At 69.0% G+C, this 24,452-nt stretch carries 24 protein-coding genes; 12 read left to right on the top strand and 12 right to left on the bottom strand.

Annotated elements, in window-relative coordinates; genetic code table 11:
* Positions 1 to 131 precede the first annotated feature (131 nt).
* Positions 132 to 1,649 carry a hypothetical protein gene (locus tag QMG73_RS09145; protein ID WP_281893743.1) on the top strand — a complete coding sequence of 506 codons (1,518 nt, stop codon included), beginning with the start codon at positions 132 to 134 and terminating at the stop codon, positions 1,647 to 1,649.
* Between the two features lie 82 nt (positions 1,650 to 1,731).
* Here QMG73_RS09145 and QMG73_RS09140 read toward each other — a convergent pair whose 3' ends face one another.
* Positions 1,732 to 2,628 (bottom strand): phosphotransferase, encoded by an 897-nt coding sequence (locus QMG73_RS09140; protein WP_281893742.1) that lies wholly within the window; start codon positions 2,626 to 2,628, stop codon positions 1,732 to 1,734.
* Positions 2,629 to 2,670: 42 nt separating this feature from the next.
* Between QMG73_RS09140 and QMG73_RS09135 the strand changes: the two genes are divergently transcribed.
* Entirely contained in the window at positions 2,671 to 3,558 is an 888-nt protein-coding gene (locus QMG73_RS09135; protein WP_281893741.1) for an LLM class flavin-dependent oxidoreductase, read from the top strand.
* Between the two features lie 46 nt (positions 3,559 to 3,604).
* On the opposite strand, the gene QMG73_RS09130 is transcribed toward QMG73_RS09135, so the two are convergent.
* Positions 3,605 to 3,961, bottom strand: a complete 357-nt coding sequence (locus QMG73_RS09130) for an AAC(3) family N-acetyltransferase (RefSeq protein WP_281894369.1) — start codon at positions 3,959 to 3,961, stop codon at positions 3,605 to 3,607.
* Positions 3,962 to 4,073: 112 nt separating this feature from the next.
* On the opposite strand from QMG73_RS09130, the gene QMG73_RS09125 reads away from it, so the two are divergent.
* Together QMG73_RS09125 and QMG73_RS09120 are read left to right on the top strand one after the other, a co-directional pair.
* A complete protein-coding gene (locus tag QMG73_RS09125) occupies positions 4,074 to 4,595 on the top strand; it encodes a tetratricopeptide repeat protein (protein ID WP_281893740.1) in 522 nt (173 codons plus the stop codon).
* Between the two features lie 22 nt (positions 4,596 to 4,617).
* Entirely contained in the window at positions 4,618 to 5,172 is a 555-nt protein-coding gene (locus QMG73_RS09120) for a hypothetical protein (protein WP_281893739.1), read from the top strand.
* 25 nt (positions 5,173 to 5,197) lie between these two features.
* On the opposite strand, the gene QMG73_RS09115 is transcribed toward QMG73_RS09120, so the two are convergent.
* Positions 5,198 to 6,133 (bottom strand): RNA polymerase subunit sigma-70, encoded by a 936-nt coding sequence (locus QMG73_RS09115; RefSeq protein WP_281893738.1) that lies wholly within the window; start codon positions 6,131 to 6,133, stop codon positions 5,198 to 5,200.
* A 60-nt stretch (positions 6,134 to 6,193) separates the two neighbouring features.
* Between QMG73_RS09115 and QMG73_RS09110 the strand changes: the two genes are divergently transcribed.
* Positions 6,194 to 6,574 (top strand): nuclear transport factor 2 family protein, encoded by a 381-nt coding sequence (locus tag QMG73_RS09110; RefSeq protein WP_281893737.1) that lies wholly within the window; start codon positions 6,194 to 6,196, stop codon positions 6,572 to 6,574.
* A 171-nt stretch (positions 6,575 to 6,745) separates the two neighbouring features.
* Here QMG73_RS09110 and QMG73_RS09105 read toward each other — a convergent pair whose 3' ends face one another.
* Positions 6,746 to 7,678, bottom strand: a complete 933-nt coding sequence (locus tag QMG73_RS09105; RefSeq protein ID WP_281893736.1) for an NAD-dependent epimerase/dehydratase family protein — start codon at positions 7,676 to 7,678, stop codon at positions 6,746 to 6,748.
* A 158-nt stretch (positions 7,679 to 7,836) separates the two neighbouring features.
* On the opposite strand from QMG73_RS09105, the gene QMG73_RS09100 reads away from it, so the two are divergent.
* From QMG73_RS09100 to QMG73_RS09090, 3 genes are all read left to right on the top strand, one after another.
* On the top strand, positions 7,837 to 8,475 hold the full coding sequence (locus QMG73_RS09100; protein ID WP_281893735.1) for a TetR/AcrR family transcriptional regulator: 639 nt from the start codon (positions 7,837 to 7,839) through the stop codon (positions 8,473 to 8,475).
* 46 nt (positions 8,476 to 8,521) lie between these two features.
* Positions 8,522 to 9,232 carry a hypothetical protein gene (locus QMG73_RS09095; RefSeq protein ID WP_281893734.1) on the top strand — a complete coding sequence of 237 codons (711 nt, stop codon included), beginning with the start codon at positions 8,522 to 8,524 and terminating at the stop codon, positions 9,230 to 9,232.
* A 105-nt stretch (positions 9,233 to 9,337) separates the two neighbouring features.
* Positions 9,338 to 10,012, top strand: coding sequence for a cytidylate kinase family protein (locus tag QMG73_RS09090; RefSeq protein ID WP_281893733.1), 675 nt, complete (start codon positions 9,338 to 9,340; stop codon positions 10,010 to 10,012).
* Here the strand turns inward: QMG73_RS09090 and QMG73_RS09085 are convergent, their stop codons facing one another.
* Positions 10,013 to 10,552, bottom strand: a complete 540-nt coding sequence (locus QMG73_RS09085) for an AAA family ATPase (RefSeq protein WP_281893732.1) — start codon at positions 10,550 to 10,552, stop codon at positions 10,013 to 10,015. It abuts the gene before it with no gap.
* A 127-nt stretch (positions 10,553 to 10,679) separates the two neighbouring features.
* On the opposite strand from QMG73_RS09085, the gene QMG73_RS09080 reads away from it, so the two are divergent.
* Positions 10,680 to 11,654, top strand: coding sequence for a lysylphosphatidylglycerol synthase transmembrane domain-containing protein (locus QMG73_RS09080; RefSeq protein ID WP_281893731.1), 975 nt, complete (start codon positions 10,680 to 10,682; stop codon positions 11,652 to 11,654).
* Here QMG73_RS09080 and QMG73_RS09075 read toward each other — a convergent pair.
* Genes QMG73_RS09075 through QMG73_RS09065 form a run of 3 tightly spaced genes read right to left on the bottom strand, consistent with a single transcriptional unit; the run spans position 11,629 to position 15,640 of the window.
* Positions 11,629 to 12,279, bottom strand: a complete 651-nt coding sequence (locus QMG73_RS09075) for a response regulator (protein ID WP_281893730.1) — start codon at positions 12,277 to 12,279, stop codon at positions 11,629 to 11,631. The two genes, QMG73_RS09080 and QMG73_RS09075, sit on opposite strands and share 26 nt — an antisense overlap.
* Position 12,280: 1 nt before the next feature.
* Complete coding sequence (locus QMG73_RS09070; RefSeq protein WP_281893729.1) at positions 12,281 to 13,450, bottom strand: sensor histidine kinase; 1,170 nt, start codon at positions 13,448 to 13,450, stop codon at positions 12,281 to 12,283.
* Between the two features lie 6 nt (positions 13,451 to 13,456).
* On the bottom strand, positions 13,457 to 15,640 hold the full coding sequence (locus tag QMG73_RS09065; RefSeq protein ID WP_281893728.1) for an MMPL family transporter: 2,184 nt from the start codon (positions 15,638 to 15,640) through the stop codon (positions 13,457 to 13,459).
* A gap of 314 nt (positions 15,641 to 15,954) precedes the next feature.
* On the opposite strand from QMG73_RS09065, the gene QMG73_RS09060 reads away from it, so the two are divergent.
* The 3 genes from QMG73_RS09060 to QMG73_RS09050 are packed head-to-tail and all read left to right on the top strand — an operon-like array spanning position 15,955 to position 20,025.
* A complete protein-coding gene (locus tag QMG73_RS09060; RefSeq protein WP_281893727.1) occupies positions 15,955 to 18,114 on the top strand; it encodes an MMPL family transporter in 2,160 nt (719 codons plus the stop codon).
* A 36-nt stretch (positions 18,115 to 18,150) separates the two neighbouring features.
* Positions 18,151 to 19,332 carry a sensor histidine kinase gene (locus QMG73_RS09055; protein ID WP_281893726.1) on the top strand — a complete coding sequence of 394 codons (1,182 nt, stop codon included), beginning with the start codon at positions 18,151 to 18,153 and terminating at the stop codon, positions 19,330 to 19,332.
* A gap of 18 nt (positions 19,333 to 19,350) precedes the next feature.
* Entirely contained in the window at positions 19,351 to 20,025 is a 675-nt protein-coding gene (locus QMG73_RS09050; RefSeq protein ID WP_281893725.1) for a response regulator transcription factor, read from the top strand.
* Between the two features lie 46 nt (positions 20,026 to 20,071).
* Here the strand turns inward: QMG73_RS09050 and QMG73_RS09045 are convergent, their stop codons facing one another.
* The 4 genes from QMG73_RS09045 to QMG73_RS09030 all read right to left on the bottom strand — a co-directional run bounded on the left by QMG73_RS09045 (position 20,072) and on the right by QMG73_RS09030 (position 24,438).
* Positions 20,072 to 21,103 (bottom strand): hypothetical protein, encoded by a 1,032-nt coding sequence (locus tag QMG73_RS09045; protein ID WP_281893724.1) that lies wholly within the window; start codon positions 21,101 to 21,103, stop codon positions 20,072 to 20,074.
* Positions 21,104 to 21,138: 35 nt separating this feature from the next.
* Positions 21,139 to 23,304: an AAA family ATPase gene (locus tag QMG73_RS09040; RefSeq protein WP_281893723.1), complete on the bottom strand. Its 2,166-nt coding sequence runs from the start codon at positions 23,302 to 23,304 to the stop codon at positions 21,139 to 21,141.
* 31 nt (positions 23,305 to 23,335) lie between these two features.
* Positions 23,336 to 24,067 carry a cellulose binding domain-containing protein gene (locus tag QMG73_RS09035; protein ID WP_281893722.1) on the bottom strand — a complete coding sequence of 244 codons (732 nt, stop codon included), beginning with the start codon at positions 24,065 to 24,067 and terminating at the stop codon, positions 23,336 to 23,338.
* Positions 24,068 to 24,165: 98 nt separating this feature from the next.
* Positions 24,166 to 24,438: a hypothetical protein gene (locus QMG73_RS09030; RefSeq protein WP_281893721.1), complete on the bottom strand. Its 273-nt coding sequence runs from the start codon at positions 24,436 to 24,438 to the stop codon at positions 24,166 to 24,168.
* Positions 24,439 to 24,452 lie beyond the last annotated feature (14 nt).

The raw sequence follows: 24,452 nt of genomic DNA, 5'->3' as shown, positions 1-24,452 counted from the left end.
AGGGCCCTGGCCAGCGCTCGTCGCCTATCGGCCACCCCCGGCGAGGGCATCGGCCACCTGGCAGATGATCCGCGGCCGCGCGGGGGAGAGGCTTCGAGGCGACTCCGATTACATCCGAGGACGTGAAGATCATGACGCTGACGCCAGTGCGAGCGGACGGACCGCTCGCCGTCTCCACCCGCAATCCCCGCTATTTCACTCCGACCTCTGGGCCCAGCGCCGGCCGCGCGGTCTACCTGACCGGGTCGCACATCTGGAACAACCTGCACGACGGCATGGGTCCCGGCCCGGACGGCTCACCCGAGCCGGAGCTGATGGACTACGACGCCTACCTGCGGTTCCTCGCCGAACGGGGGCACAACTTCATCCGGCTCTGGCGCTGGGAGCAGGTTCGGTCCCAGGCGGCGGGTGGGAACTACCACCTCAACATGACGCCGCAGCCGTGGGCGCGGACCGGGCCGGGCACCGCGAAGGACGGCAAGCCCAGGTTCGACCTGGAGCAGCTCGACGACGGCTTCCTACGGCGGCTCCGCGAACGGGTCACCGCGGCCGGAGACGTCGGCATCTACGTAGGCGTCATGCTGTTCGACGGCTGGGCCCTGCACCTCAGCCCACCGCCGGACCACATCGAGGGCCACCCGTTTCACAGCGGCAACAACGTCAACGGCATCTCCGCGAGCTCGATCAACGACCTGCAAGTCCTGCCGCTCGACCCGGCCATCCAGGCGATTCAGGAGGCGTACATCCGGAAGGTCGTCGACACCCTTCACGACCTGCCCAACGTACTGTGGGAAGTGGCCAACGAATCGTGTGGCGGGGGTACGGTGACCGATGAGTTCGCCGCGTTCCTGGGCATGGACAAGGCGCCGTCGTGGGGTGATTCGACCGAATGGCAGTACTGGGTCATCGATACGGTCAAGCGGCACGAGGCGGAGCAGGGGTACGACGTACACCCGATCGGGATCACCATGCAGTTTCCGGTGGCGGAGCAGACAAAGGTCAACGACCCGCTGCTGAGCAGTCGCGCTGAGTGGATCTCGCCAGGGTACGACGATGAGATCTTCGCCAATGGCGGCCACCCGATGGCGCCGGGCTCGCCACCGTCGCGCTGGTACGCCGATCCGCCGATCGCCGACGGCGCCAAGGTGGTCATCAGCGACACCGACCACTACGCGCCGGGGCAGGGCGACGCACTGTGGGCGTGGAAGTCTTTCCTGCGCGGCCACCACCCCATCCTCATGGACTTCGGCCTCATCGCCGGGTTCGAGCCCGCTGACGAGTCGCCCGCCGAGACCGGTGTGCCGCCGTTCGCGTACTACGAGCCCGCGCGCTGGGCGATGGGCGACACCCGCCGGTACGCGGAACGCATGGGACTGATCGACATGCAGCCGCGGCGCGACGTCGCATCCACCGGGTACGCCCTGGCGAACCCCGGCTCGGAGTACCTCGTGCTGGAGCCGGACGGCACCGGGCAGGAATTCACCATCGAGCTGCCGACCGGCTCCTACCAGGTCGAATGGTTCGACGTCACCACCCGCGAAACGATGCCGGGTGAGGTGCGCAGCGTTGAGCGGAACGGCAAGGTCGAGTTCTCCTCGCCGTTCCCGGCCGGCCCCGCCGTCGTATACCTGAACCGCGTCTCGGCGTAAGCCCGAACACGACGTAGTCCGACCGACACAGATGATCGCGCGAACGTGGCGAGGATGATGTGCGCACCTTCGCTGGCGAGGGTCAGCGGCTGGCCAGCTCCCGAAGATCCGTGACAAGCTCGTCGATCCATGCACGGGATACCGGGACCGCGTGGACGCCGACCTCCACGACCCAGCGCAGCGCGCTCATGGTCCAGCACAGACCGCCGGTCACCAACTGGTCGGTCACCGTCCGCGGATCGATGCCAGCTTCGTGCGCGAAGAGCTCCGGTAAGGCTTTGATCCGTACGCTTTCGATCCGGCCCTGCCTGCGCGCCTCGCGCAGGAGAAGGTAGAGGTCGCCGAGGTGTGAGTGTACGTAGGCGTCCGACCAGTCGATCGTGACGATCCCGCCATCGGGGGCGTGGAGCAGGTTTTTACCCTGGAAGTCGCCGTGCACGATGGTCGCCGGTTCGCCGGAGAACCGCTGCAGGCGAGCGAACATCACGCGGACCGGGTCGTCGAGCGCGCCAGTCAGATCTGGGCGGAGGGTCCTCGTCGCCGCGTCGGCCCGCGCCGCCACCGCCATGAGGTCGGCTGTGGACCGGCGCAGACCAGCCGCCAGTGCCGGGTCGGAACGCAAGCGGAGGGCCGATTCGGCGCGCATCCTGGCAAGGACGCGCACGGCTTGCTCGTATCCTTCGACAGTCGGCCGTACCTCGAGGTTGTCGCCGCCCAAGTCCTCCAAGATGATCACCCCAGGGCAACCCTCCGCGAGCAACCGCGGCGCGGCAATCTTGAGCGGGACGACCAGCTCGTGGTAGCGCCTTGCCTCGCCCGCCGGCTCGCCGACGCCCCGCTTGGCGATCACCGACTTTCGGGTGGCACCGTCCAGGTGGATCCGCCAGACCTCCGACAGGGCCCAGCGGCGCAGCAGATCGCCGCCGACAATCGTGCCATCGAGTTCGGGAAGCCAGCCGGGCAGCGTTGTCTCGATCACCACGGCATCCTGCCCGAGCGGGCCTCTGCGACCCTAATCGTTATGCGGGTCGGGATTTTGATCCTTCCGGATCAGCGGTGGTCGGTCGCCGCTGAGCGGTGGCGGCGTGCGGAGTCATACGGCTTCGCGCACGCCTGGACGTACGATCACATTGGCTGGCGTGACCTGGTCGACGGGCCTTGGTTCGACGCGATACCCACGCTGACGGCGGCGGCTCTGGTCACCTCGCGGATCAGGCTGGGCACGATGGTCGCCTCGCCGCACTTTCGGCACCCCGCCCATTTTGCCCGTGAGGTCACCGCGCTGGACGACATCTGCGGCGGCCGACTGATGCTGGGAGTCGGCGCGGGCGGCATCGCCGGCTACGACAACCACGTTCTTGGGCAACGGCCGCTCACACGCCGTGGCAGGGTCGACCGATTCACCGAGTTCGTGGAGTTGCTCGACGCCATTCTGCGCGGCGAGTCGGTCACTCGGTATGGCGAGTACTACACGGTAGTCGACGGTCGTAGCACGCCAGGCTGTGTGCAGACGCCACGTGTGCCGTTCGTGGTGGCCGCCACCGGACCTCGCTCCATGCGCTTGGCCGCTCGCTACGGTGCCGGCTGGGTGACCACCGGCACCCGCGCCGACGATGTGGACCAGTGGTGGCGCACCGTATCGGAAATGGCTCATCGGTTCGACGACGCTCTGGATGCTACTGGGCGAGATCCGTCCACCGTGGACCGCTATCTGATGCTCGACCCGGCATCGCCGGTGTATTCACTGTCCAATGTCGACTATTTCGCCGACTCGGTCGGGCGGGCGGCCGACCACGGCTTCACCGACGTGGTCACCTACTGGCCCCGCGCCGCCGGCTGGTATGCCGGGGACGAAGCGGTGCTGGAAGCCGTTGCCACCGAGATCCTTCCCCATCTCTCGTGGAGCTGACGCATCGCCTTGATCAGATGACACGTGGCGATATAGGGAGGTCAGGTCATGGCCTCGTGGGACGGTGGGTGGCCAGCCAGGCGGTGGCGAAGTCGACCAGGTCGCGTTGGGAGATCAGGCGTGTGGTGGCGTCGCCGACCGGGCCGATGGTGGCGGCGCCGGTGCCCTCGTAGTCCTTTCCGAGTCGTGTGAAGTCGCTTTCGTCGATGACCACGTCGATCCAGGTGGTCCATCGGCTGGTTCCGTCGGGTTGTCGCACGGATGACCCGGATGGGCCGCGTGGCGGGGACTGCTGCCGGTACTCCGCCAGGTGCAGTGACGTGTTGGAGCCATGCCCGCAGCCCAGCAGCAGCACCTTGCCGTTGAGTCGGTAGATCGCGCCCAGCGGAGAGCGTTCGCCCAGTCAGGGGTTCGACACCCACGCCTGGCAGCTCGCCTGGACGCTCACCCCCTTCCTCGGCCGCCATGGGCACTGGCATGACTGGATCACCACCCAGCACGTCGCCCTGCGTGCCGTGCAACGCCTGGGCGACCCGGCCGAAGAGGCACGCACGCACCGCGGCCTCGCCCGCGCCTACCGGCAGGTCGGCCGGTCCGACCAGGCGCAGGCCGAGCTGGTGAAGGCCCTTCGGCGGTACGGCGAGCTGGGCGACGCCGTCGGCCTCGGCCACACCCACGACTCGCTGGGACAGCTGTACGCGGAGCAAAGCCGGTACCGCCAGGCTCTCGTGCACGCGTTGCTCGCCGTCGACCTGCTCCGGGGCGCCGGCGACGCGGTCGGCGAGGCGCTCGCGCTCAACGGCGCGGGATGGTGCCAGGCCCGCCTCGGCGACCATGAACGAGCACTCGAGTACTGCCAGCAGGCGCTCGAGTTGCAACGCAAACTCGGTGACCAGCAACGCGAGGCGACCACTTTGGACAGCCTCAGCTACCTGCACCACATCGGGGGAGACCACCACCGTCCGCCCGAAACTCGCGGCCCTGTAACCTCGTCGGCCCTTCTCAGCGGCTGCGGGAGCGTCGCTTGCGCGCGATGACCGGATGGGCCATCGTGCGGGAGTGCGTGCCCGGCTGTCGTGGAGGCTCTTGCTGGTGCCGAGGGTGGTCCTGGCTATCGGCGTCATTGTCTGGGCGTTGCTCAGGGTTTCGCTGACACGACGGCGACCCCGGCCGCCGCGCCTGCCACCGACCAGTGATGATCCGGTCGCGGACGCGCTCGCCGATGCGCGGCCCGTGTCCCGGTTCGCGAACGAAGAGCTCGACGTGGACGACCTCCGCTGGATCGTCAGCGTCGACGAGTGGGAGTCGGACGACGAGAACGGGGCCAACACCGTCGTCGGCCTGGACGACACGGTGTGGTCTTACGCCGACGTGGCCGATGACGGACTCGCCGACGCGTTGGTCGACCAGCCCGGCATCGACGCAGTGGACCATACGGATCGAGAGGTCCTTCTGGTGCGCAGCCCGCTGTCGCTGCCGGACGTGCACGCGGCCACGATCCGAGCGCTGCTTTCGATCAACCGCGCCCCTCGGCCGACGCCGCGACTCCGGTCCTTGCGACCGGCCGTGATGAGTGCGGCGGACTTCGAAGGTCACCGCAGTCCGTCGCGATAGCCACGAAGCACGGACTCTGATCGGTTCAGATGTCGTGAAGGAACAGGGTCATGCCGCTCAGGCGGTCGCCGGTCAGGGTGAGAACCATCAGCCCGCCGGGGCGCTCGAACCCGTCCCTGACGAACCGCGAGGCGAACGCCGGTTGCCCGTTCATGCGCGTGGGGCTTAGCCGCATGTGCAGCCCTTGGCTCGCGCGCCACGCGGCACTGGTGCGCAGGAACGAGATGATGGCCGCCACGCCGTGGTACTCGTGCGGTGCTGGCGGCATGGCCAGCCACGCCTTGTCGGTGAGCAGGCTGACCAGCGTGTCGAAATCGTCACCGGCGAAGGCTTCGGTGAACTGTTCGACCACGTGCCGCTCCGGCGCCGACCCCGGCGCGGGTGGCGTCCCGCCGGCCGCGCTTCGGTGCCGTTCGACGACGCCGCGCGCCCGCTGCAGCAGACCCTTGATGGCGGTCGGTGTGGTGTCCAGCATCGGCGCGACCTCACCGAGCGGATACCCGAGCACGTCGCAGAGCACCAGCGCGGCGGCCTGCCGGGGCGTGAGCCGTTGCAGCGCCGCGACGAACGCCAGCTCGATCGCCTCCCGCGCGGTGTAGCGGGCCTCGGGACCGCGATCGTCGTCGGGCACCCGCTCCAGCAGCGCGTCCGGGTACGGCTGCAGCCAGGTCACGTCACCGCGGCGGCTGGGTTCCGGCGGCTGGAACGGCGGTTGTGGCTCGGGCGGGATCCGCCGGCCACGGTCGCGCAGCGCGTTGAGGCAGCGGTTGGTGGCGATCCGGTACAGCCAGGACCGCAGCGACGCGCGGCCCTCGAATCCGTCCAGCCCACGCCAGGCCGCCAGCAACGCCTCCTGCAGCACGTCTTCGGCATCGGTCAACGAGCCCAGCAGCCGGTAGCAGTGCACCAGCAACTCGCGCCGGTGCGCCGCCACGAAAGCCTCGAACGTGACCTGGGTCACAGCCGTTCCGTTCGCTGGGTCGTGGGTGTCGTAACAGGCACCACACCGAATGGAGAGATCATGACCAGCCCAGCATTGCAGATCGCCTTGGCACACCACCGGGCATGGACCGGCAAGGACCTGGAGACGGCGATGGCCTACATCGCGGACGACGTCGTGCTGGACGCCCCAGCCGGACGGCTCACCGGCATCCAGGCTTACCGCGAGTTTCTCGGGCCGTTCGCGGAGCGGTTCCTGATCCGCGCGGAGATGGTCGCCGCCTTCGGAGACGACCGCACGGCCCTGCTCATGTACGACACCGAAACGATCCCGGCCAAAAGCGCGCCGGCCGCTGAATGCGTCACGGTCCGCGACGGGAAAATCGTCTACAACCGCTTCATCTTCGACCGCACGCCATTCGCCGAATTCCAGCGCCAGCAGGCCGGCGACGGCGTCCGATAAGGACCTTTCGGGATCAGGATCGGTTTTGGGCTGCCGCGACGTCCGCCGCGGTCCGAGCCGTTGCTCCCGCAGCCTCACCCTCCGCGGTTCACAACCCCGCCCCGCCGGGTGGCGTCTCTCACGTCGTTGCGGCGACGCGAGAGACGCCCTTGGCGCTGGCTCGGGCTGACGTCATGACACCTGCAGGCCGGTACGCCAGGACGGGTGCGCCGGGCGCCAGCCAAGCTCGCGCTTGGCCTTGGCGTTCGACGCGCCGCGAAGCTCGGTCATCAGCACGGCGCCGGCCTCTCCGGCGGCCAGCCGCCCGACGAACCGCGGCACGCGCATGGGCGCCTTGGCGCCTAGCCTCTTGGCCAGTTCGGGCAGCCACTCGGCGACGGGGGCGGGGTCGTCGTCGACGATGTTGTAGATACCGGGGGCGCCGTTTTCGATCGCCGCGACCGTCGCCTCGGCGGCGTCGGCGATGTGGATGAACGACCACACTCCGGCGCCATCGCCGACGACCGGAAACTTGCGCTTGCGGATCATCTCGAGCTGCGCGGAGCCCGGCGCCATCGAGGTGCCCGGCCCGTAGAACGCGCCGTAGCGAAGCACGATCCCCTCGGTCCAGTCGGCACCCAGTACCGCTTTCTCCAGGTGCCCGATCGCGGCGATCATCGGGGCCATCTGGCTGATCGGCGACGGGTCCAGCGGGTCTTCCTCGGTCTTCACCGGCCCACCCGTGCGAGCGTAGGTGAAGGCGCCGTTGCTCTGTGCCACGAACCGCTGTACTCCCACCCTGCGCCCAGCCGCGAGGAGATTGTCGGTGCCCTCGATCCGCAGCCGGTTGGTGGCGGCGAAACTGCGGTCGAAGTGGCGGGTGTCCACGTGCCCGATGGCGGTCAGCTGATGGACGATCACATCCGGTTTCGCGTCGAGCACGGCGGCCTCGACCTGTCCGCGATCGAGCGCGTCGGCGATGACCGTCTCCGCGCCCAGCTCGGACAGCCTGGCCTTGCTCGACTCGTTGCGCGTCATGGCGAAGACCTCGTGCCCGGCACCCGCCAGGCGGGGCACGAGCTGCCCGCCCATCGCTCCGGTCGCTCCTGCTACTAGCACTCTCATGGTCAGCTCCTGGTTCACCTGATCGCCGCAGCGATGCAATGACTGCCGGTGTGTGCATTGATTGCACTGCTGTGCAACTGCTGCACAACGGTATACTCCTCCCGGAAACAAGGTCAAGGTGGTTGAGACCACAGGCCCGAGGAGGGACGGCACCCCCGATGACGACCGACAAACCAGCCCGCGGTGGCGGCCGCGAGGCGCAGCGCCGCCGCACCCGCAAGGCGATCGTCGACGCGGCGGTGCGCCTCAGCTCCCGCGGAGCGACGCCGTCCATCGACGAGATCGCGGCCGCCGCGGACGTGTCGCGACGCACCATCTACATGTACTTCCCGGCCCTGGACGAGCTGCTCCTCGACGCCACCGCCGGCGCGCTCAACGAGCCACCGGTGGAGGCGGCGCTGTCCGATCCCGCGCTCGCCGACGACGCGGCCGGCCGGGTCGACGTGCTCATCCGGACGCTGCTGGAATACTCGCCGCAATCGCTACCCCTGGGACGCCGCATGATCCGCTTGACCGTCGACCCGCCCCTGAACGGCGCCCCGGAGCCGACCGGACCACGGCGCAACCCGCGCCGGATCGAATGGCTCGACAAAGCCTGCGAACCACTGCGCGAGACCCTGAGCGAGCAGTCATACCAGCGCCTCATCTCCGCGTTGACCATGGTGGTCGGCTGGGAAGCGCAGATCGCCCTGCGTGACGTCCGCGGGCTCGACCCCCAAGCCGAGCAAGAGGCCATGACCTGGGCCGCCCGCGCGCTCGTGGAAGCCGCGGTCAGGGAGCACGATCATCAGCGGTGACCTGTTCGCGTCCTTCGCACCGGACGAACGCGCGCTGCTGGGCTGGGTGGCCCCGCAGCTGGACGCCGCCGCGATCGAGGAGATCGCCGCGGCCGACTACGGCTTCGACGTGCCGGGAAATCGTCAGGCGCTGACCGAGCTGGTGCACAGCCCCTGGCTGCCCGACGACCTCACAGGGAACCCCGGCGAGGTCCTGGCCCTGATCCGGTGGACGACGCCAGCCAGCCGGCGCGGCCACCTCAAGCGGCTGTTCGCCTGCACGCTCCTGGTCCGAGCGGTGACCGCCGACGGTAACCCGGTGGATTCCCTCGCCCCGCTGGTGGACTCGGCGCGGGAACTCGGAGAACCGGCCCGCGGTGCCGCGGTGCGCTTTCTGGCCTGGTGCCGGCTGAACCTACCCGGTGACTGGCGCGACGGCGACCCGTCGTCGCCGATGTTCCTGACCCTGGCGGTGCTGCTGCTGTCGGCGGAAACGGCGGCCTCGGCGGCGCTGGCCGCCCTCCTGGTCGAGGAACTGGACGTAGTGCTGACCGACCCAGACCTGCCGTGGCGGCGACGTCCCCGGTCACCCCTGTACACCCGCCGCGACACCGACTCCGCCACCACCCGCCGGCTGTGGTCAGCCCTCGTGACCCGCTGCCTGGTGGACAACCCCGCCGTCGTCGACCCCCGCCTGACCGCGCTCGGCAGGGTCCTCGCCGGCGAAACCGCCACCCCGATCGACGAACTGCGCGCTCTTTTCACCACCACGACGTAGGGGTGGGGTCGTGGAAACGCGGAGGGTGAGGCCGCGGGAGCGACGGTTTGGACCGCGGCGGAGATCGCGGTAGCTCAAATCCCGAAAGCCAGAATGGACCTCGACATGAACCAAGGCACGCGCGACGAGTTGCTTGGCCGCCTGGCTGAGGCGGTCGGGTCCGTTACCGTCGCACACCCGACGCGGGTCGCCATCGACGGGCCGCCCGCCGCGGGCAAGACAACGCTCGCCGACGAGTTGGCCGCCGTCCTGCGCACGCGGGGCCGCGAGGTCGTCCGCGCGACGATCGACGACTTCCTCTTCCCCCGGGCACAGCGATATGCGCGCGGCGAGTACTCGGCCGAAGGCTGCTACTTCGACACCCACGACCACGGCGCGCTGAGCCGGGTTCTGCTCGATCCGCTCGGCCCGGACGGAGATCGGCGCTTCCAACACGCGGTCTACGACCATACGGCGGATACCGCGCTGTCCGCGCCGGTCAGGACCGCCACCGCCGACGCCGTGCTGGTCTTCGACGGCGTCTTCCTCATGCGCCCGGAACTGATTGATCGGTGGGAGCTGCGCGTCTTCGTGTCGATCGCGCTCGACAAGACGGTGGATCGTGCCGTGATCCGGGAGCGCCAGGTGTCGTCTCGGGCCGACGTCGAACGCCGCTGGCGTGAGCGCTACATCCCCTCCCAACAGCTTTACTTCGCTGCGGTCCACCCGACCGATCACGCCGACATCGTCGTGCACAACGACGAGCCCCAGCAGCCGGTCTGGGAGACCCACACGCGGTAGTCAGGAGACTGACGGCGGCCAGCGGTGTGTGCGCCACGTGCTCCAGGTGGCGAATCCGGCCGGTGGGTCGTCGATGCGTTCGCCGCCGTCGAGTTCGCCCGGCGTGGGGATTTCGATGCTCGCGGCCCACTGGGCGAGTTCCTCGTCGGACATCGGCCATGTCGTGTGTGGCGCCGCGGCTTGGCGCTGGTCGATTCGCCTGCGCTGCTCGGCCGGGGCGAGTTCGAAGTAGCGCATCTCCACTTTGGCGCCCAGGTCCGCCGCTGCCTGCCGCAGGGCGGAGCGTTCGTCTCGGCTCCAGAGGCCGTAGTCGATTACGACGTTGCTGCCGAGTTCGAGGGCGCGCAGCCCGATCTGGATGAGCCGTCCTTCGATGACGTCCTGAGCCGATGGCGGATTCTCGTGCCCGTAGAGAGCCTTCACCCACTCGTCCTTCGTGAGACGGAGCGCATTCTGCTCGATCTCGATGCGCCGCGCGGCGGTGGTCTTCCCGGTACAGGGGAGTCCCACCATCAGGAACAGTGTTGGTCGCCTCATCATCACCCGCCTCCGACCGGACGCCCCATCATCGCAGGCAGCTGAACGAGGGGGTACGTGGACCGGTGGACCCCGGTGTCCATCCGTCGAGCCTGTCTGTCGCGGTACCGCGCCAACCAGCATTGTCTCCATGAGCGAGAACCAGTCGTGGCGTCGTATCCTGCTGGCGCTGCTGGCGCCGGTGGCGGTTGTTGGCTACGGCGTGTGGAAGTGGCCAACCGTGGTATCGGCCGGCGGCGCGCTCGTCGACGCGCGGCTTGGCTGGCTCGTCGCCGGGGCGTGCGCGATCGCGCTGACCTATGTGGCCGGTGCGGCGAGCCAGCAGGGGGCGGTGGTGCCGGATCTGCCGCGCCGCCGCCTGTTCCTGGCGCAGCTCGCCGGGGTGTCCGCCAACGCCGTGCTGCCCGCGGGCATCGGCTCGGCCGTGGTGGCGCACGGGTTCCTGCGCCGGTGTGGCGTCTCTCGCGCGGGTGCGGTCGCCGCGGTCGCGTTGAACGGCTTCGCGGGCGTGGTTTTCCACGTCGTGGTTCTGCTGGCGTTGGCCGCGACGGCGCCGGATCGGCTGCCGATCCACCGTCCTGCCTTCGGTCCGATGTGGATCGTCGTGGGTGCGGCCGTGGTGCTTGCCGTGGCTGGCGCACTGGGCTGGGCACGCGCCAGCGGTCGGGGCCGGGCGATCGTGCGCGGTATCGGCCGGCAGTGGGCGGCGATGCGAGAGGTACTGGCGGACCGGCGGCGGATGGCTCTGCTGTGCGGTGGCGCGGCGGCGGTACCGCTGCTGCACGCCATGACGCTCGGTGCCGTACTGCACGCGATCGGCCGGCCGCTGCCGGTGGTGGACGTCCTCATCGCGTACTTCGCCGCGAGCGCGGTGACCGCCCTGGTGCCGTCACCGGGCAGCGTGGGCGGTCTCGACCTCATGCTGGGCGTGACCCTGGCCGGGGTGGGCGCGGACACGCAGACCGCGATGGCGGCGGTGCTCGGGTACCGGCTGCTGGCCAGCTGGCTGCCGCTGCTGCCCTCCGCGCTCGCCTTGGCGCACCTGCGGGCGCGCTCCGGTGCGCACCCGCGGGGCAACCTCAGCGACCGGATCCGGGTCGCTTGATCAGGCCGCGTTCGATAGCCACGACGACGGCGTGCGTACGGTCGCTGACGTCGAGTTTGGCGAAGATGCGCAGCAGGTGAGTCTTCACGGTGGCTTCCCCGATGAACAGGCGCCTGCCGATGTCGGGATTGGACAGTCCATCCGCGACAGCGTTGAGCACGTCCATCTCCCGCGCGGTCAACGCCACCGGCGCGGGCTGGCGCATCCGTGCCACCAGGCGCTGCGCGACGCGCGGGGCGAGGACGGTCTCGCCCCGCGCCGCCGCCCGGATGGCATCGACGAGCTGGTCGCGGGTCGTGTCCTTGAGCAGGTATCCGACCGCGCCCGCCTCGACCGCGTGCTCGATGTCGGCGTCGGTGTCGTAGGTGGTCAGGATCAGTACGCGGGTGCCGGTGCCGCCAGCGACGATCCGCTCGGTCGCGGCGACGCCGTCCAGTACCGGCATCCGCAGGTCGAGCAGCGCGACGTCGGGTGACGTTCCGGCGACGAGCTCGACGGCTTCCTGGCCGTTGGCGGCCTCGCCCACGACGGCGATGGCGGGTTCGGCGGCCAGCAGGGCGACGATGCCGGCGCGCATGGCCGGGTGGTCGTCGGCCACGATGATGCGCAGCTGGTCGGTCGTCATGTCACACCTGCTCGCTGGTGGGGATCGTGGCCAGGATCCGGGTGCCCTCGCCCGGGGCGCTGGTGACCGTCAGGTCGCCGCCGATGTCGGCCAGGCGCTTGCGCATGCCGTCGAGGCCGAATCCGCGCGCGCCGGCCACGACGAAACCGCGGCCGTCGTCGGTGATCTCCAGGTCGATGCCGTCCGCGTGCGGCGCCAGCACGACGCTGACGGTGGAGGCGACGGCGTGCTTGCGCACGTTGGCCAGCGACTCCTGGGTGCAGCGCAGCAGCGTGATCCGGGTCGCCTGGTCGCATTCGAGGTCGGGAAGGTCGCTGTCTACGGTCAGCCCGGTGTCCTCGGCGAACCGGTCGAGGGTGCGGCGCAGGGTCCGCGCGATCGGCTCCGCGGCATGGTGGTCCGGGGCGGCGCCGACCAGTACCCGTGCCTCGGCGAGGTTGTCTCGCGCCGTTCGCTCGATGGCCAGCAGATGGCGGGCGCTCTGCTCCGGGGCGGCCGTCAGGCCGGCGCGGGCGGCCTCCGCCAGCACCACGATGGACGCCAGGCCCTGGGCGACGGTGTCGTGGATCTCCCGGGCCATCCGTTCACGCTCGTCGGCCGCGCCCTGCCGTTGATGCGCCAGCGCCAACCGCTGCTGGGCGTCCGCCAACTCGACGCCCAGGCGGTCGGTGCGCGCGGCGGCGTCGGCGGCGATGCGGTGCACCAGCAGGCCGACCAGGACGCTGATGGCGTACGCGAGCACGGTGACCGCCGCGTTGCCCGTGGCCAGGCCGTCGCGGAGGGCGCCACCGGCCACCGCTGCCGCCGCGGCGGCGCCGCTGGCCGCGATCGCCGAGCGCGGCGTTCGCGCGTAGATCCAGAACTGGGGCAGCGACGCGACGAACAGGGCCGCACCGCCGTTGAGCAGGTAGGAGAGCGCGCCCTGGCCGGCGATGAGCATTCCCAGGTACGCCGGCGGGCGCAGCGCGGGGCGGCCGCGGAATCCGCGAACCGCCCCATACGCCACGCCGAGCACCGCCAGCAGCGCCAACGTCCAGCTTCTGGTGCCGCTGGACCGGTCCAGCACCGCGACCGCCGGCGGGCAGAGCCCGAAGAGCACCCACAAGACGGCGTACCCGCGGTGGAACGCCCTGACCCAGGACCGGTCGTCGGGCTCCGGCTGATGATCCATTGCCGGCTAGCCTACCTGCGCCAACGTCCGCTCTGCGGCGTCCACCGGCGGCACCGGCCGGCTGCCGCGCGACGGCCACCACGTGCGCTCGCCGAGCAGCAGCAGGAGCGCCGGCAGGATCAGGATCCGGATCACGACGGCGTCCAGCAGTACCGCCACCGCGAGCGCGAAGCCCATCTGCTTCATCTCGATGATGTGCAGCCCGACGAAGCTCGCGAAGACCGTCACCATCACGAAGGCGGCGCTGGTCACCACGCGGGCGGAGCTGCCGATGCCGTCCAGCACGGCGCGGCGCGTCGGCGCGCCGGCCAGGACCGCCTCCCTGATCCGGCTGATCACGAACACCTGGTAGTCCATCGACAGGCCGAACAGGATCACGAACAGGAACAGCGGTACCCGGGAGCCGATCGAGCCCGTGGAGGTGAAGTCGAGCAGGCCCTCCGCCCACGAACGCTGGAAGACCACCACGACCAGGCCCAGCGAGGCGGCCGCAGACAGCAGGTTCAGCACCACGCCGACCAGGCCGAGGACCACCGACCGGAACGCCCACGCCGTCATCGCGAACGTCACCAGCAGCAGCGCCGCGATGATCGCCGGCAGCTTGCCCTTCTGATGCTCGGGGTAGTCGGCGTAGCGGGCGACGTCGCCGGTCACGGCGGTCTCGACACCCGCGAGCGCGCCGACCGTCGCCGGGACGTGTACCCGGCGCAGGTCCCGCAGCGACGTGCGCGCCTCGTCGGTGCTCACGTGGTGCGGTACCGCCAGCTCCAGCATGCTGATCCGGCCGTCCGGTGAGGTGCGCAGCTGCGCGGTACTGGCCAGCCGCGGGTCGGCCGCCATCCGCCGCGCGAGGTCGCGCAGCGCGTCCGATACCTGCGGCGCCCGGTCCGCGCCGGCGCGGACGACGACCTGGTGCATCGACTTCAACTCCGGGAACGCCGCGTTCAGCCGGTCGTACGACCGCATCGCCGGGATCTCGCGAGGGTGGGTCTCCCGGCCCATGTCCGTCAGGTTCAGACCCAGCAGCGGGGCGGCCAGCGCCAGCATGCCCAGCACCGCGACGGCGAGGGTCCGCACCGGGTGCCGGCTGGTCATACGCAGCAGCGCACCGGTGATCCGGCCGTAGCCGGCGGTGGACCGCTCGGACCGGGCCGGACGCCCGCGACGCGCGGCCCGCCGCTGCGCCCGCTCACCCAGCTTGGCCAGCAGAGCCGGCAGTACCGTCAACGAGCTGACCACCGCGACCAGGGTGACCACGATCGCGCCGGTGGCGATCGAGGAGAAGATGACGTCGTCGGCCAGGTACAGCGTGGCGCTGGAGACCGCCACCGCGATCCCGGACAGCACCACCGCGCGCCCCGACGTGGCGGCCGCCAGCTCGACGATCGCCTGGGCGCTGAGCCGCCCGCCGGCGCGCGCCCGCTCCTCCCGCTCCCGCTTGATGTAGAACAGCGTGTAGTCGACACCGACCGCCAGCCCGATCAGCAGGATCACGTTCGTGCCGATGCCGGCGTCGGGAAACATGTGCGAGGCCACCATCGACAGCCCGACCGCCGCGACGATCGACGACAGTGCCAGCAACAGCGGCACCACGGCGAGCGCGATCGAACCGAACACGACCAGCAAGGTGATCAGCGTGACCGGCAGCGCGATCATCTCGGTACGCGCCAGGTCCTTGCTGCGCAGTTCACCGATGCCCTTACTGATCGACGGGCTGCCGGTCTGCTCGACCCGCAGGCCCGGATAGGCCGCCCGCACCGCGTCGGTCTGCGCGATCAGCGGCTCCACGTGCTTCTTGCCGTCGAGCTCGGGGCCCTTCATGGTCACGTCGACCCGTACCGCCGTCCGGTCGGCCGACCATATCGGCGCGCTAACCGACTCCACCTCGGCCAGCGCCGCCATCCGACCGGCCACGTCACGGGCCGCGCCCTCGGCCGCGGACTCGTCCAGCCCGCCCGTGCCGGCGGAGATCAATACTCGCTCCACCGGCTTCTGCTGCAAGCCACCCTCGGCCGCCATCGCCTCGGCCCGACCGGCCTCGCCAATCCGAAAGTCCTCAGTGGATGCCGGGCGACCGCCGACACCAAGCCCGATGCCGAAACAAACCGCGACGAACAAGAACCAGCCGGCGATCGCCCGCCATGGATGCCGAGCGCTCCAACCAGCCACTCGCACAGGAAGATCAGTCATGGCGTCCATGCTGGTCGCGCAGCCACCCGCGGCGGCAGCATCCGCCGATGGACCCCGTTGTCCACCGGTCGATGGACGGTCGTTGCGAGGGTCGGGTGACCGCGTCAGGATTGTGACGGCGGTGGGTGAGGCCGCGGGAGCAACGGGCATGGCGCACGACGGACGTCGCGGTAGCTCATGTCTCTCTGGTCTGGACACGCTGAAAGTAGTGCGATTTCAGTACGAGGTGCCTGCAGGCGCATGACGACGCGACGGTTCCGGGGTGTGACTCTGGGGGTGAACTGATTCCTGGCCTCGGATATGGGGGTTTAGCGGTGCAGGCATTCGCGCGGTGGTCGGTGCGCCACCGGTGGTGGGTTATCGGCGCCTGGATGGTGCTGGTCGCGGGACTCATGGTGCTGTCACAGGTGGCCGGAGGCGCGGTCTACAAGAACAGTTTCGGTTTCTCGGGCCGCGACTCGCAGGACGCGCGGATGGTGCTGGAGAAGGAGTTTCCGCGTGCCGCCGGCGACAGCGATCAAATCGTCTTCCGTACCGAGACGGGAAGCGTGACAGACGCGGCCGTGCAGGACCGGATGCGGTCGATGTTCGCGGAGCTGGAGCGGCTTTCGCACGTCGTCACCGTGACGGATCCCTATGCGTCGAACGGGCAGGCCATTTCGAGGGACGGGAAGACGGCGTTCGCCACCGTCACTTACGATGCGAAAGCCAACGACCTCCCCGAAGAAGCCATCACCGCGGTGATCAGCACCGCGCAGACCGCGCGGACCTCGACGGTGCAGGTGGAGATGGGAGGACCGGCGGTCCAGCAGACCGAGTCAGGGGGCCCAGGGCTGGCTACCGGAGTCGGGCTCGTCGTCGCGGCGCTGGTGCTACTGGTGCTATTTGGATCGGTGACCGCGATGCTCATGCCGATTCTGACCGCTTTGGTCGCGATCGCCGCGGGCATCAGTGTCAACGCTCTCATCAGCCACGTGGTGGACATCAATACCGCTACCGAGGCTATCGCTTTGATGATCGCCCTCGGCGTGGGCGTCGACTACTCGCTGTTTGTGGTGTCTCGGTTCCGTGGTCTCCTGGCCGAGGGGCGTGACCCGAAAGAGGCGGCAGCCGGGGCGGTGAACACCGCGGGGCGGGCGGTGTTGTTCGCGGGGGCGCTCGTGGTGCTTGCCCTGTTGGGCATGTTGCTGTTGGGTGTCGGCATCACCAACGGGATCGCCATCACGTCCGCGGTGGAGGTCGCGTTTACGATGGCCGCCGCGCTCACGCTGCTTCCCGCTGTGCTTTCCCTCCTTGGGCGGCGGATCGACAGTTTGCGGGTACCGGGCCGGCGTCCGGCCGGAGCTACGACGCCTTCTCCTCGACTCGAACGCTGGACCAACTTCCTGCAGCGGAGAAGGTGGCCGCTCGCCCTCGCGATGATTCTGGTGCTGGGAGTCCTCACACTGCCGGTCATCACCATGCGGCTGGGCAGCTCCGACGCCAGCGCGAACCCGCCCGAAACCACGTCCCACAAGGCATACACCTTGCTCGCCGACGGGTTTGGACCAGGCTTCAACGGCCCACTCGTGCTCGCCGCGACGTTGCCGACCGCATCCGATACCGCCGTGCTTCAACGCCTCGCGGATGCGATCGAGTCGGACCCCGCGGTCGGCTCGGTGACTCCGCCGCGCGTCAGCCCTACGGGCACCGCCGCCGTACTGCAGGTCTACCCGCTGACTTCTCCGCAGAGCGAGGAGACCACGGACCTGGTCCACAGGCTTCGTGACACGACAATCCCTCAGGCCACCGCCGGCACCCAGGTGACCGTGCACGTCGGCGGGTCCACGGCCACCTTCATCGACCTCGCGTCCCTGCTTGGCAGCAGACTCCTGCCGTTCATCGCGGTCGTCGTCGTCATCGGGTTCCTGGTGCTACTCGTCGTGTTTCGCTCCGTGGCCATCCCGCTCACGGCGGCCGTCATGAATCTGCTGTCCATAGGCGCCGCGCTCGGCGCGGTCATCGTCGTCTTCCAGTATGGCTGGACGGGCCTTTCCGGTGGCCCTGTGCATTTCGCGCTGCCAGTGATGATGTTCGCTATCGTCTTCGGCCTGTCCACCGACTACCAGGTATTTTTGCTCACCCGCATCCAGGAGGAATGGAACACGCACCACGACAACACCCGAGCGGTGCATGACGGGATGGGGCGGGTCAGCGGCATCATCACCGGCGCGGCGCTGATCATGATCGCGGTCTTCTGTTCCTTCTTGCTGGGTGGGCAGCGCTTCCTCCAGGAGATTGGCTTCGGGCTTGCCGTGGCGGTCGCGCTCGACGCCTTCCTGATTCGCTTCATCCTCGTCCCGGCGACGATGTACATCCTCGGCGATCGGAACTGGCTGCTGCCCCGTTCGTTGACCTGGCTGCCCCGGGTACACATCGAGCCCAACGAGGTCGAGCCATCGCCGGTTGCCGAGGTGTCCGGCGCGGTACGCTGATCATGGTGGCGGCCACGCTGATAGGGATGCGCCGTGGTGATTAGGTTGCGTCGGTATCTCAAGGACCATCCGCGGGTCGTCGACGTAGCGCTGATCGTGCTCCTGCTCTGTGCCGCGTCCGGCCCCTTCGCGCTCAACAGCAACCTGTCCGCCACCGACAACCTGAGCTGGAAGTCCGCGATACCGCTCGCGCTCGCCAGCGCACTGCCGCTGCTGTGGCGACGAAGCCACCCCCGTATCGCGGTGGCGGTCACCGTAGCCTGCGCCGCCGTCGGTGGCGGCGCAGGCTATCTGGTTACACCGGTACTCCTGGCTCCCGTCATGATCGCGCTCTACGAGTTGGCCGTGCGCGTGCCAGGCCGGACCACCCACGTGTACTACCTCGTGGCCACGGTGGCGGTCGTGCTGGCCGCATTGGCCGGCGACCGGTACGGCTACCCGTGGCTCCTTACCATCCTCAACCCTGTCGTTTTCTTCCTGCTGCCGGTCGTCCTGGCCGAGTCCGCCCGGCTGCGTAAGGAGAACCTGGCCGCCATCACCGCACGCGCGGAGTACGCCGAGCGCAGCCGTGAGGAAGAGGCCCGCTACCGTGTGGCCGAGGAGCGAGTGCGCATCGCCAGGGAGCTGCACGACGTCGTTGCCCACCACCTTGCGCTTGCCAACGCCCAAGCCAGCACGGCGGCCTACCTCGCGCGCGAAAATCCACATCGGGTGCAACGGATCCTTACCGAGCTGAGCGGCACGACCTCCGCCGCGCTGCGCGAACTCAAAGCCACCGTCGGCCTGCTCCGCCAGCCCGATGACGTCGTCTCGCCGCTTGAGCCGGCGCCCGGCCTCGCGCAACTGTCCGACCTCGCCGCCACGTTCGCTTCGGCTGGGCTCGACGTCGAAATCACCATCGAGGGCGAGCAACGGCAGCTGTCTGAGGGCGTGGACCTGACCGCGTACCGCGTCGTGCAGGAGGCACTCACCAACGTGACCAAGCACGCCAGCACGAGCACAGCCGCGGTGCGGCTCGCCTACGGCGACGACCGCGTGACCATAACCATCGCCAACGGCGCCGGCCCAGCCACGTCCACCGCTTCACAGCCGGCCGGCGGCGGCTACGGAATCGTCGGTATGCGAGAGCGCGTCCAGTCCGCGGGCGGCCGCTTCCACGCGGGCCCCCAGCCCGACGGGGGCTTCACCGTCGCCACCGAGCTGCCGATCCTGCGCTGACGATCGAAGGGCGATCCCGTGACCATCCGCATCCTCCTCGCCGACGACCAGAAGCTCCTGCGCGCGACCTTCCGGATGCTTATCGAGGCCACCCCCGACATGGAGGTCGTCGGTGAGGCCGCCGACGGCGATGAGGCGGTCGTCTTGACGAAGACCCACAAACCCACCGTCGTACTCATGGACATCCGCATGCCGCGCGTCAATGGCCTCGCGGCCACCACCGCGATCTGCGCCGACCCGAGCCTCTCCGACACGCGGGTGCTCATCCTCACCACGTTCGAGACAAACGAGTACGTGGCTCAGGCCCTGCGCGCTGGCGCCAGCGGGTTCCTCGGCAAGGACGTGTCGGCCGATGCGCTGCTCGACGGCATTCGCACCGTCGCGGCCGGCGACGCCCTGCTTTCCCCGACCGCGACTCGCGCCCTGATCAGCCGATTTCTCGCTACCGCGCCACGGGACGCTCTTCCGGGGGCGATCGAGGAGCTGAAGGTACTGACCGCGCGGGAGCGCGAGGTCATGAGCCTGGCCGCCGAGGGCAGATCCAACGCCGAGATCGCACAGTTCCTCGTGGTCAGCCCGCTGACCGTGCGCACTCACATCCAGCGAGCCATGACCAAGCTGCACGTGCGCGACCGCACTCAGCTCGTGGTCATCGCCTACCAAACCGGCCTGGTCCGCCCCCAGGGAACCTGATTCGGTGCCGACGCCAGTTCCGAAGCGGCGTAGCCGAGGAGCGAGCCTAGATTTTGCTCGTGGGTGTGGCGTCGACGCTCGTCGTCTGGCGGGAGATGCCGTAGACGGCCGGTTTTCCGTCGGCGGATATCACCGCGGTCTGCATCAGCATGTCGTGTATCACTACCTTGTACATCCGGTCGGTGCCGTTTTTCACGAACGGCTGGAGTGACTTTCCGAGGTTGATGTACGAGTTGAGGTCTTTGGCGAGGAGGGTTTCGTCCACGGCTCCGTCACCCAGTACCAGGGCACCGCCGTCCGCGGTGCGCAACGCGTACGTGGTGCCATCGCGCGGTTCGGCCTTCGTGAAATCGGTGTGGGCGTGGCCGCTCAGGTTGCTTTCGCGACTCGACTTGGCCGCTGCGGCCTGGTTGCGGACCGTGGTCTCGGCCAGGGGAGTGGTCCGGGCGCCGGTCACGTAGAGGTCCGCCACCATGCCTGCCAGGTCCGCCGGAGCGGTGTCGCCGATCTTGGCCTGCGGGTCGACCACCTCCGCCAGGCCGTCCTGGTCGACGGCGATCTGCGGAACCTTGCTCACATCATCGCCGGAGAAGCCCCCGCTGAGCACCGCGCGCCAGCCGGCGGCCGCCTTCTTGAAGACCACGAAACGGATGCTCTGCTTCCACGGTGTGCCCGGCTTGCCGTTCTCGAGGTTCGCGCCCTGCGCCTTCAACACGAACCAGTCGGCCTTCGCGGAGACGGGCGGGATGAAGAAAGTCCGGTCGATGTACGCGAACGGAGCCAAGTTTTCCTTGACGTCCTTCTGCGCCATGCCCTTTGTCTGGGTGAGGTAGCCCTGGTCCTTGGCGAGGAGCGCACCGCCCTCGGCGTTGGCCATTTTCGCCGCACTGAGCTCCGCGTTCGCGTCGTTGTTGAGGCTCTCGTAGCTGTCCACGACCTTGTTGGCCTCGGCCTCGGTGACCAGCGGCGTCTCCGCCGTTCGTGCCGCTGGATCGGCGGACGGGGACGTGCAGCCCGTCGCCAGCAGAGCTAGGCAGGCGGCGGCGGACAGTGCCCGGTAGCGGGCGTGATGAGCCATGGTGGATTACTCCTGGACGAGGACTTCACCGACGGTCAGGCGACGGCCATGCTACCTGGTTGATCAAGACGGCTTGGAGGCGATGCCGTCCACTCGTCGGGCAGGTCCTCGGGCAGCAGGGTGGTCAGCTCCTCAGCCGTGTGGTTGCTCTGCCGGGCCAGCCGGTTCGCGTGCTCGGCGACCATCGTCTCGAAGGTGTGACGAGCCTCACGGCCGTTGCCGAAGCCTTCGCCGCGCGGCAACTGCGCGTAGTAGGCCAGCAGGTCGCTGCGGGTCCGCTCGGCCAGCGTGTAGTCGTGCTGGCCCGCCAGCGAGTCGGTGATGCGCACCAGCTCGTCCGCGCTGTAGTCGGGGAACTCGATGGTGCGGCCGAACCGCGACCGCAGCCCGGGGTTGGCGGCGACGAACCGCGCCATCTCCCCGGTATAGCCGGCGGCGATGACCACCACCTCCTCGCGGTGGTCCTCCATCAGCTTCACCAGCGTGTCGATGGCCTCCCGGCCGAAATCCCGGCCACTGTCCACAGGCGACAACGCGTATGCCTCGTCGATGAACAACACACCGCCGCGCGCGCTGTCGAAGGCACGCTTGGTCTTCACCGCGGTATGGCCGACGTACTCGCCGACCAGGTCCACCCGGGCCGTCTCCACCAGGTGCCCCCGTTCGAGCAGGCCGAGAGCAGCCAGGATCCGCCCGTACAGCCGAGCCACCGTGGTCTTGCCGGTACCCGGGTTACCGGTGAAGACCAGGTGCCGGCTCATCGGCGGCGTCTTGAGACCGGCCGCCGCGCGGCGCTGCCCGATCGTGATGATGTCGATGAGGGTGCGCACCTCGGCCTTGACTTCGGTGAGCCCGATCAAAGTCTCCAGTTCTGCGATGACCTTTTCCGGCGAGCCGTCCCCGCCGCGCTTGTCGAGCAAGGCACGCAGGGTGTCGTTCCGTTCGTCGATCTCCGCGAGCACGGCCTGCGCGGTGGCCTTGTCATCGGGGTCGGTGAGCGGAGCACCGGCTACCTTCGCGGCGAGTCGCCGCAGCCGTTCGATGCGTTCGTTCGTCGCGCCCAGCAGGCGGGCGGCGGCGAGCCGGTCGTCCCGGCGCCACAGTTTCTCCTCGACCTGCGCCCGTGCCGCGGCGAGGCCATCGGTCAACGCGGCCACCGTGCGGTCGAATGGTGGGTTGGCCAACTCCTGGGACTCGGCGCCGTGGGGAGCCGGTGCGCCGGGCTGGACGCCGACTCCGTCTTCGACACCATTGGCGTAGGACGCGCAGGCCGTCATCCTGGCCGCGGTGTGCCGCTGGAAGCCCTCGGCGAGGTTCTCGTGTGCGAGGCATCCGGTCAGCATGATGTCGCCGCCGATGAGTTGGAATCCGGCGCCCCGCCCGTTGGTGGCGTCGCACTGGTCGAGCACGGCCCGCCCGCCCCCCACCCAGATCCCGGATCCGGCGGCGTCGGTGACCCAGCAGCGGGTGAACGACCCTTCGCCGCTGACCACCCGGATGCCGGTGCCGAGAACGGCCCCGATGACGACGTCCTTCGCTACGAGGGTGCCGCCGTCGACTTCGAGGCCGGTTCCGCCACGGTTCACCTCGGTTTCGACGACGGTCAGGCTGGCGTTGTCGGACACCGCGACGGCGGCGTGTTTGGCGTCTTCGACGTGAGTCCGCAACAGCGTCGTGGTCGTGTCCCGGCCGGTCGCGACAACACCATGCCCAATTCGCGCGAGCCGGCAGCCGGTCAGCGCCGCGTGCGCCGCGGATTCAACGAGTACGCCGTAGCGCGAGCCTTCAACCTGGCAGTCGTCGATGGTGGGTGCGGCGCCTTTGGTGGCTTTGATGCCGGCACCAGCAGTGGTTTTCAGCACGCAGCGATTGATGGTCGGGGCGACGCCGACGCCTTCGACGGCCACGGCGTCGCCCCGCCCAGCGCCGTAGCACGAGATCTTGAGGTCACGCACTGTGGCGCTGGCTCGCACCGTCAGTGGCGTATCTTCGCCGCGAAGCGTGACCGTGCCGGTCTTTTTGACAGCGCGCAGCTCGATCGCCTTGTCTACCGTGACCTGTTCTGTGTACGTGCCGCCGGAGATTTCCACGGTGTCGCCGTCGCGGGCCGCCGCGATGGCTGAGCCGATGTCGCGGAACGCGCCCTTGCCAACCCGCAGCACCCGTGGACGGGCCTCTTCATGATCAGGCAACAATGGCACGGACGGGGAGTATAGCTCTGGGCGGTTGCTGTCAGCTGTAGGAGGTTTGGCAGGGCGTCCCGCCGACGTGGAAGGCGGTTGGCAGGTGGCTGAAGGCGAAGGCGAGCCCGGCGAAGCGCATGAGTGCTGTGCTGCCGACTGGGATGGTGGCGTATGGCGCGGTGGGCGTCAGAGTGCCGCCGGTGCCTACGAGCGTGAGTGTGGCGTTTTCGGTAAACGCGGGGTTGATGTATGACGGGGCCGGCGCGATGAACCGCACCGCCCAGTTGGTGAGTGGCGTCGAGCCCGTGTTGATCACCACGACGGTGGCAACGTAATTGGATCCGCGCCGGACCACTGAAACCGGGCAGAAGACGCTGGGTGTGATGGCGCACAGCGTGCCGTTGAGATAGAAGTTCGACGGCGGCGGGTTGGTGCCGCTCCAGGTGCCGTAGAAGCCGACGGAGACAGAGGCGCCGGTGGCCAGCGTGCCGTTTCCGGTGGTGTTGGTGACCGTGACGGTGTCGCCGGACTGGGAGAAGACTCCGTTCCAGCCTTGGGTGACCGTCTGCCCCGCGGTGAAGGACCAGGTCAGCTGCCAGCTGGTGACCGGATCACCGAGGTTGGTCAGCTTGATGTCGCCGGCGAATCCAGGGGTCCAGGTGGACGTGACCGCGTACGTCACCTGGCAGCCCGCGGCCGCGTGCGCCGGCGTCGGGGCCACGACCGACAGGGTTCCGGCGACCAGCGCGATTACCGAAAGTGCCGTCGGCCATCGTCTCATGGTGTACGTCCTCTCTCGACGACCCAAAGTATCGATGGTTGTCACTGTCCGGGCAACTCTCGCGCTTATCAGGATCCGTCAAACCAGGCAGCCGGTTGTCATTCGTAGCCGAGGTTTTCCGTGGCGTGCAGGCGCCATCCGTCGTCCCGCTTGACCAGGATGAAGGCGAAGCGCTCAAAAACGTCGTAATACCCGGAATCCGGCTCGTGGCCGCATGCGAACCAGAGCGCCTCGACTCGCGCCGTGTCCGCGGTCTCGCTGACGACGGTCACCTTCTCAAGCGTGAACACGGCGTCGGATTCGTCGGCTTCGGTGGGGCTGTGGTCTTTGGCGTACTCGGCACAGAAGTGAGCCGGGCTCTGGTAGGCCATACGAGCATGATGGC

The organism is Phytohabitans aurantiacus (genome assembly GCF_027923225.1).
Taxonomy (GTDB): Bacteria; Actinomycetota; Actinomycetes; order Mycobacteriales; family Micromonosporaceae; genus Phytohabitans; species Phytohabitans aurantiacus.
This window is presented reverse-complemented; position numbering and strand designations above follow the sequence as displayed.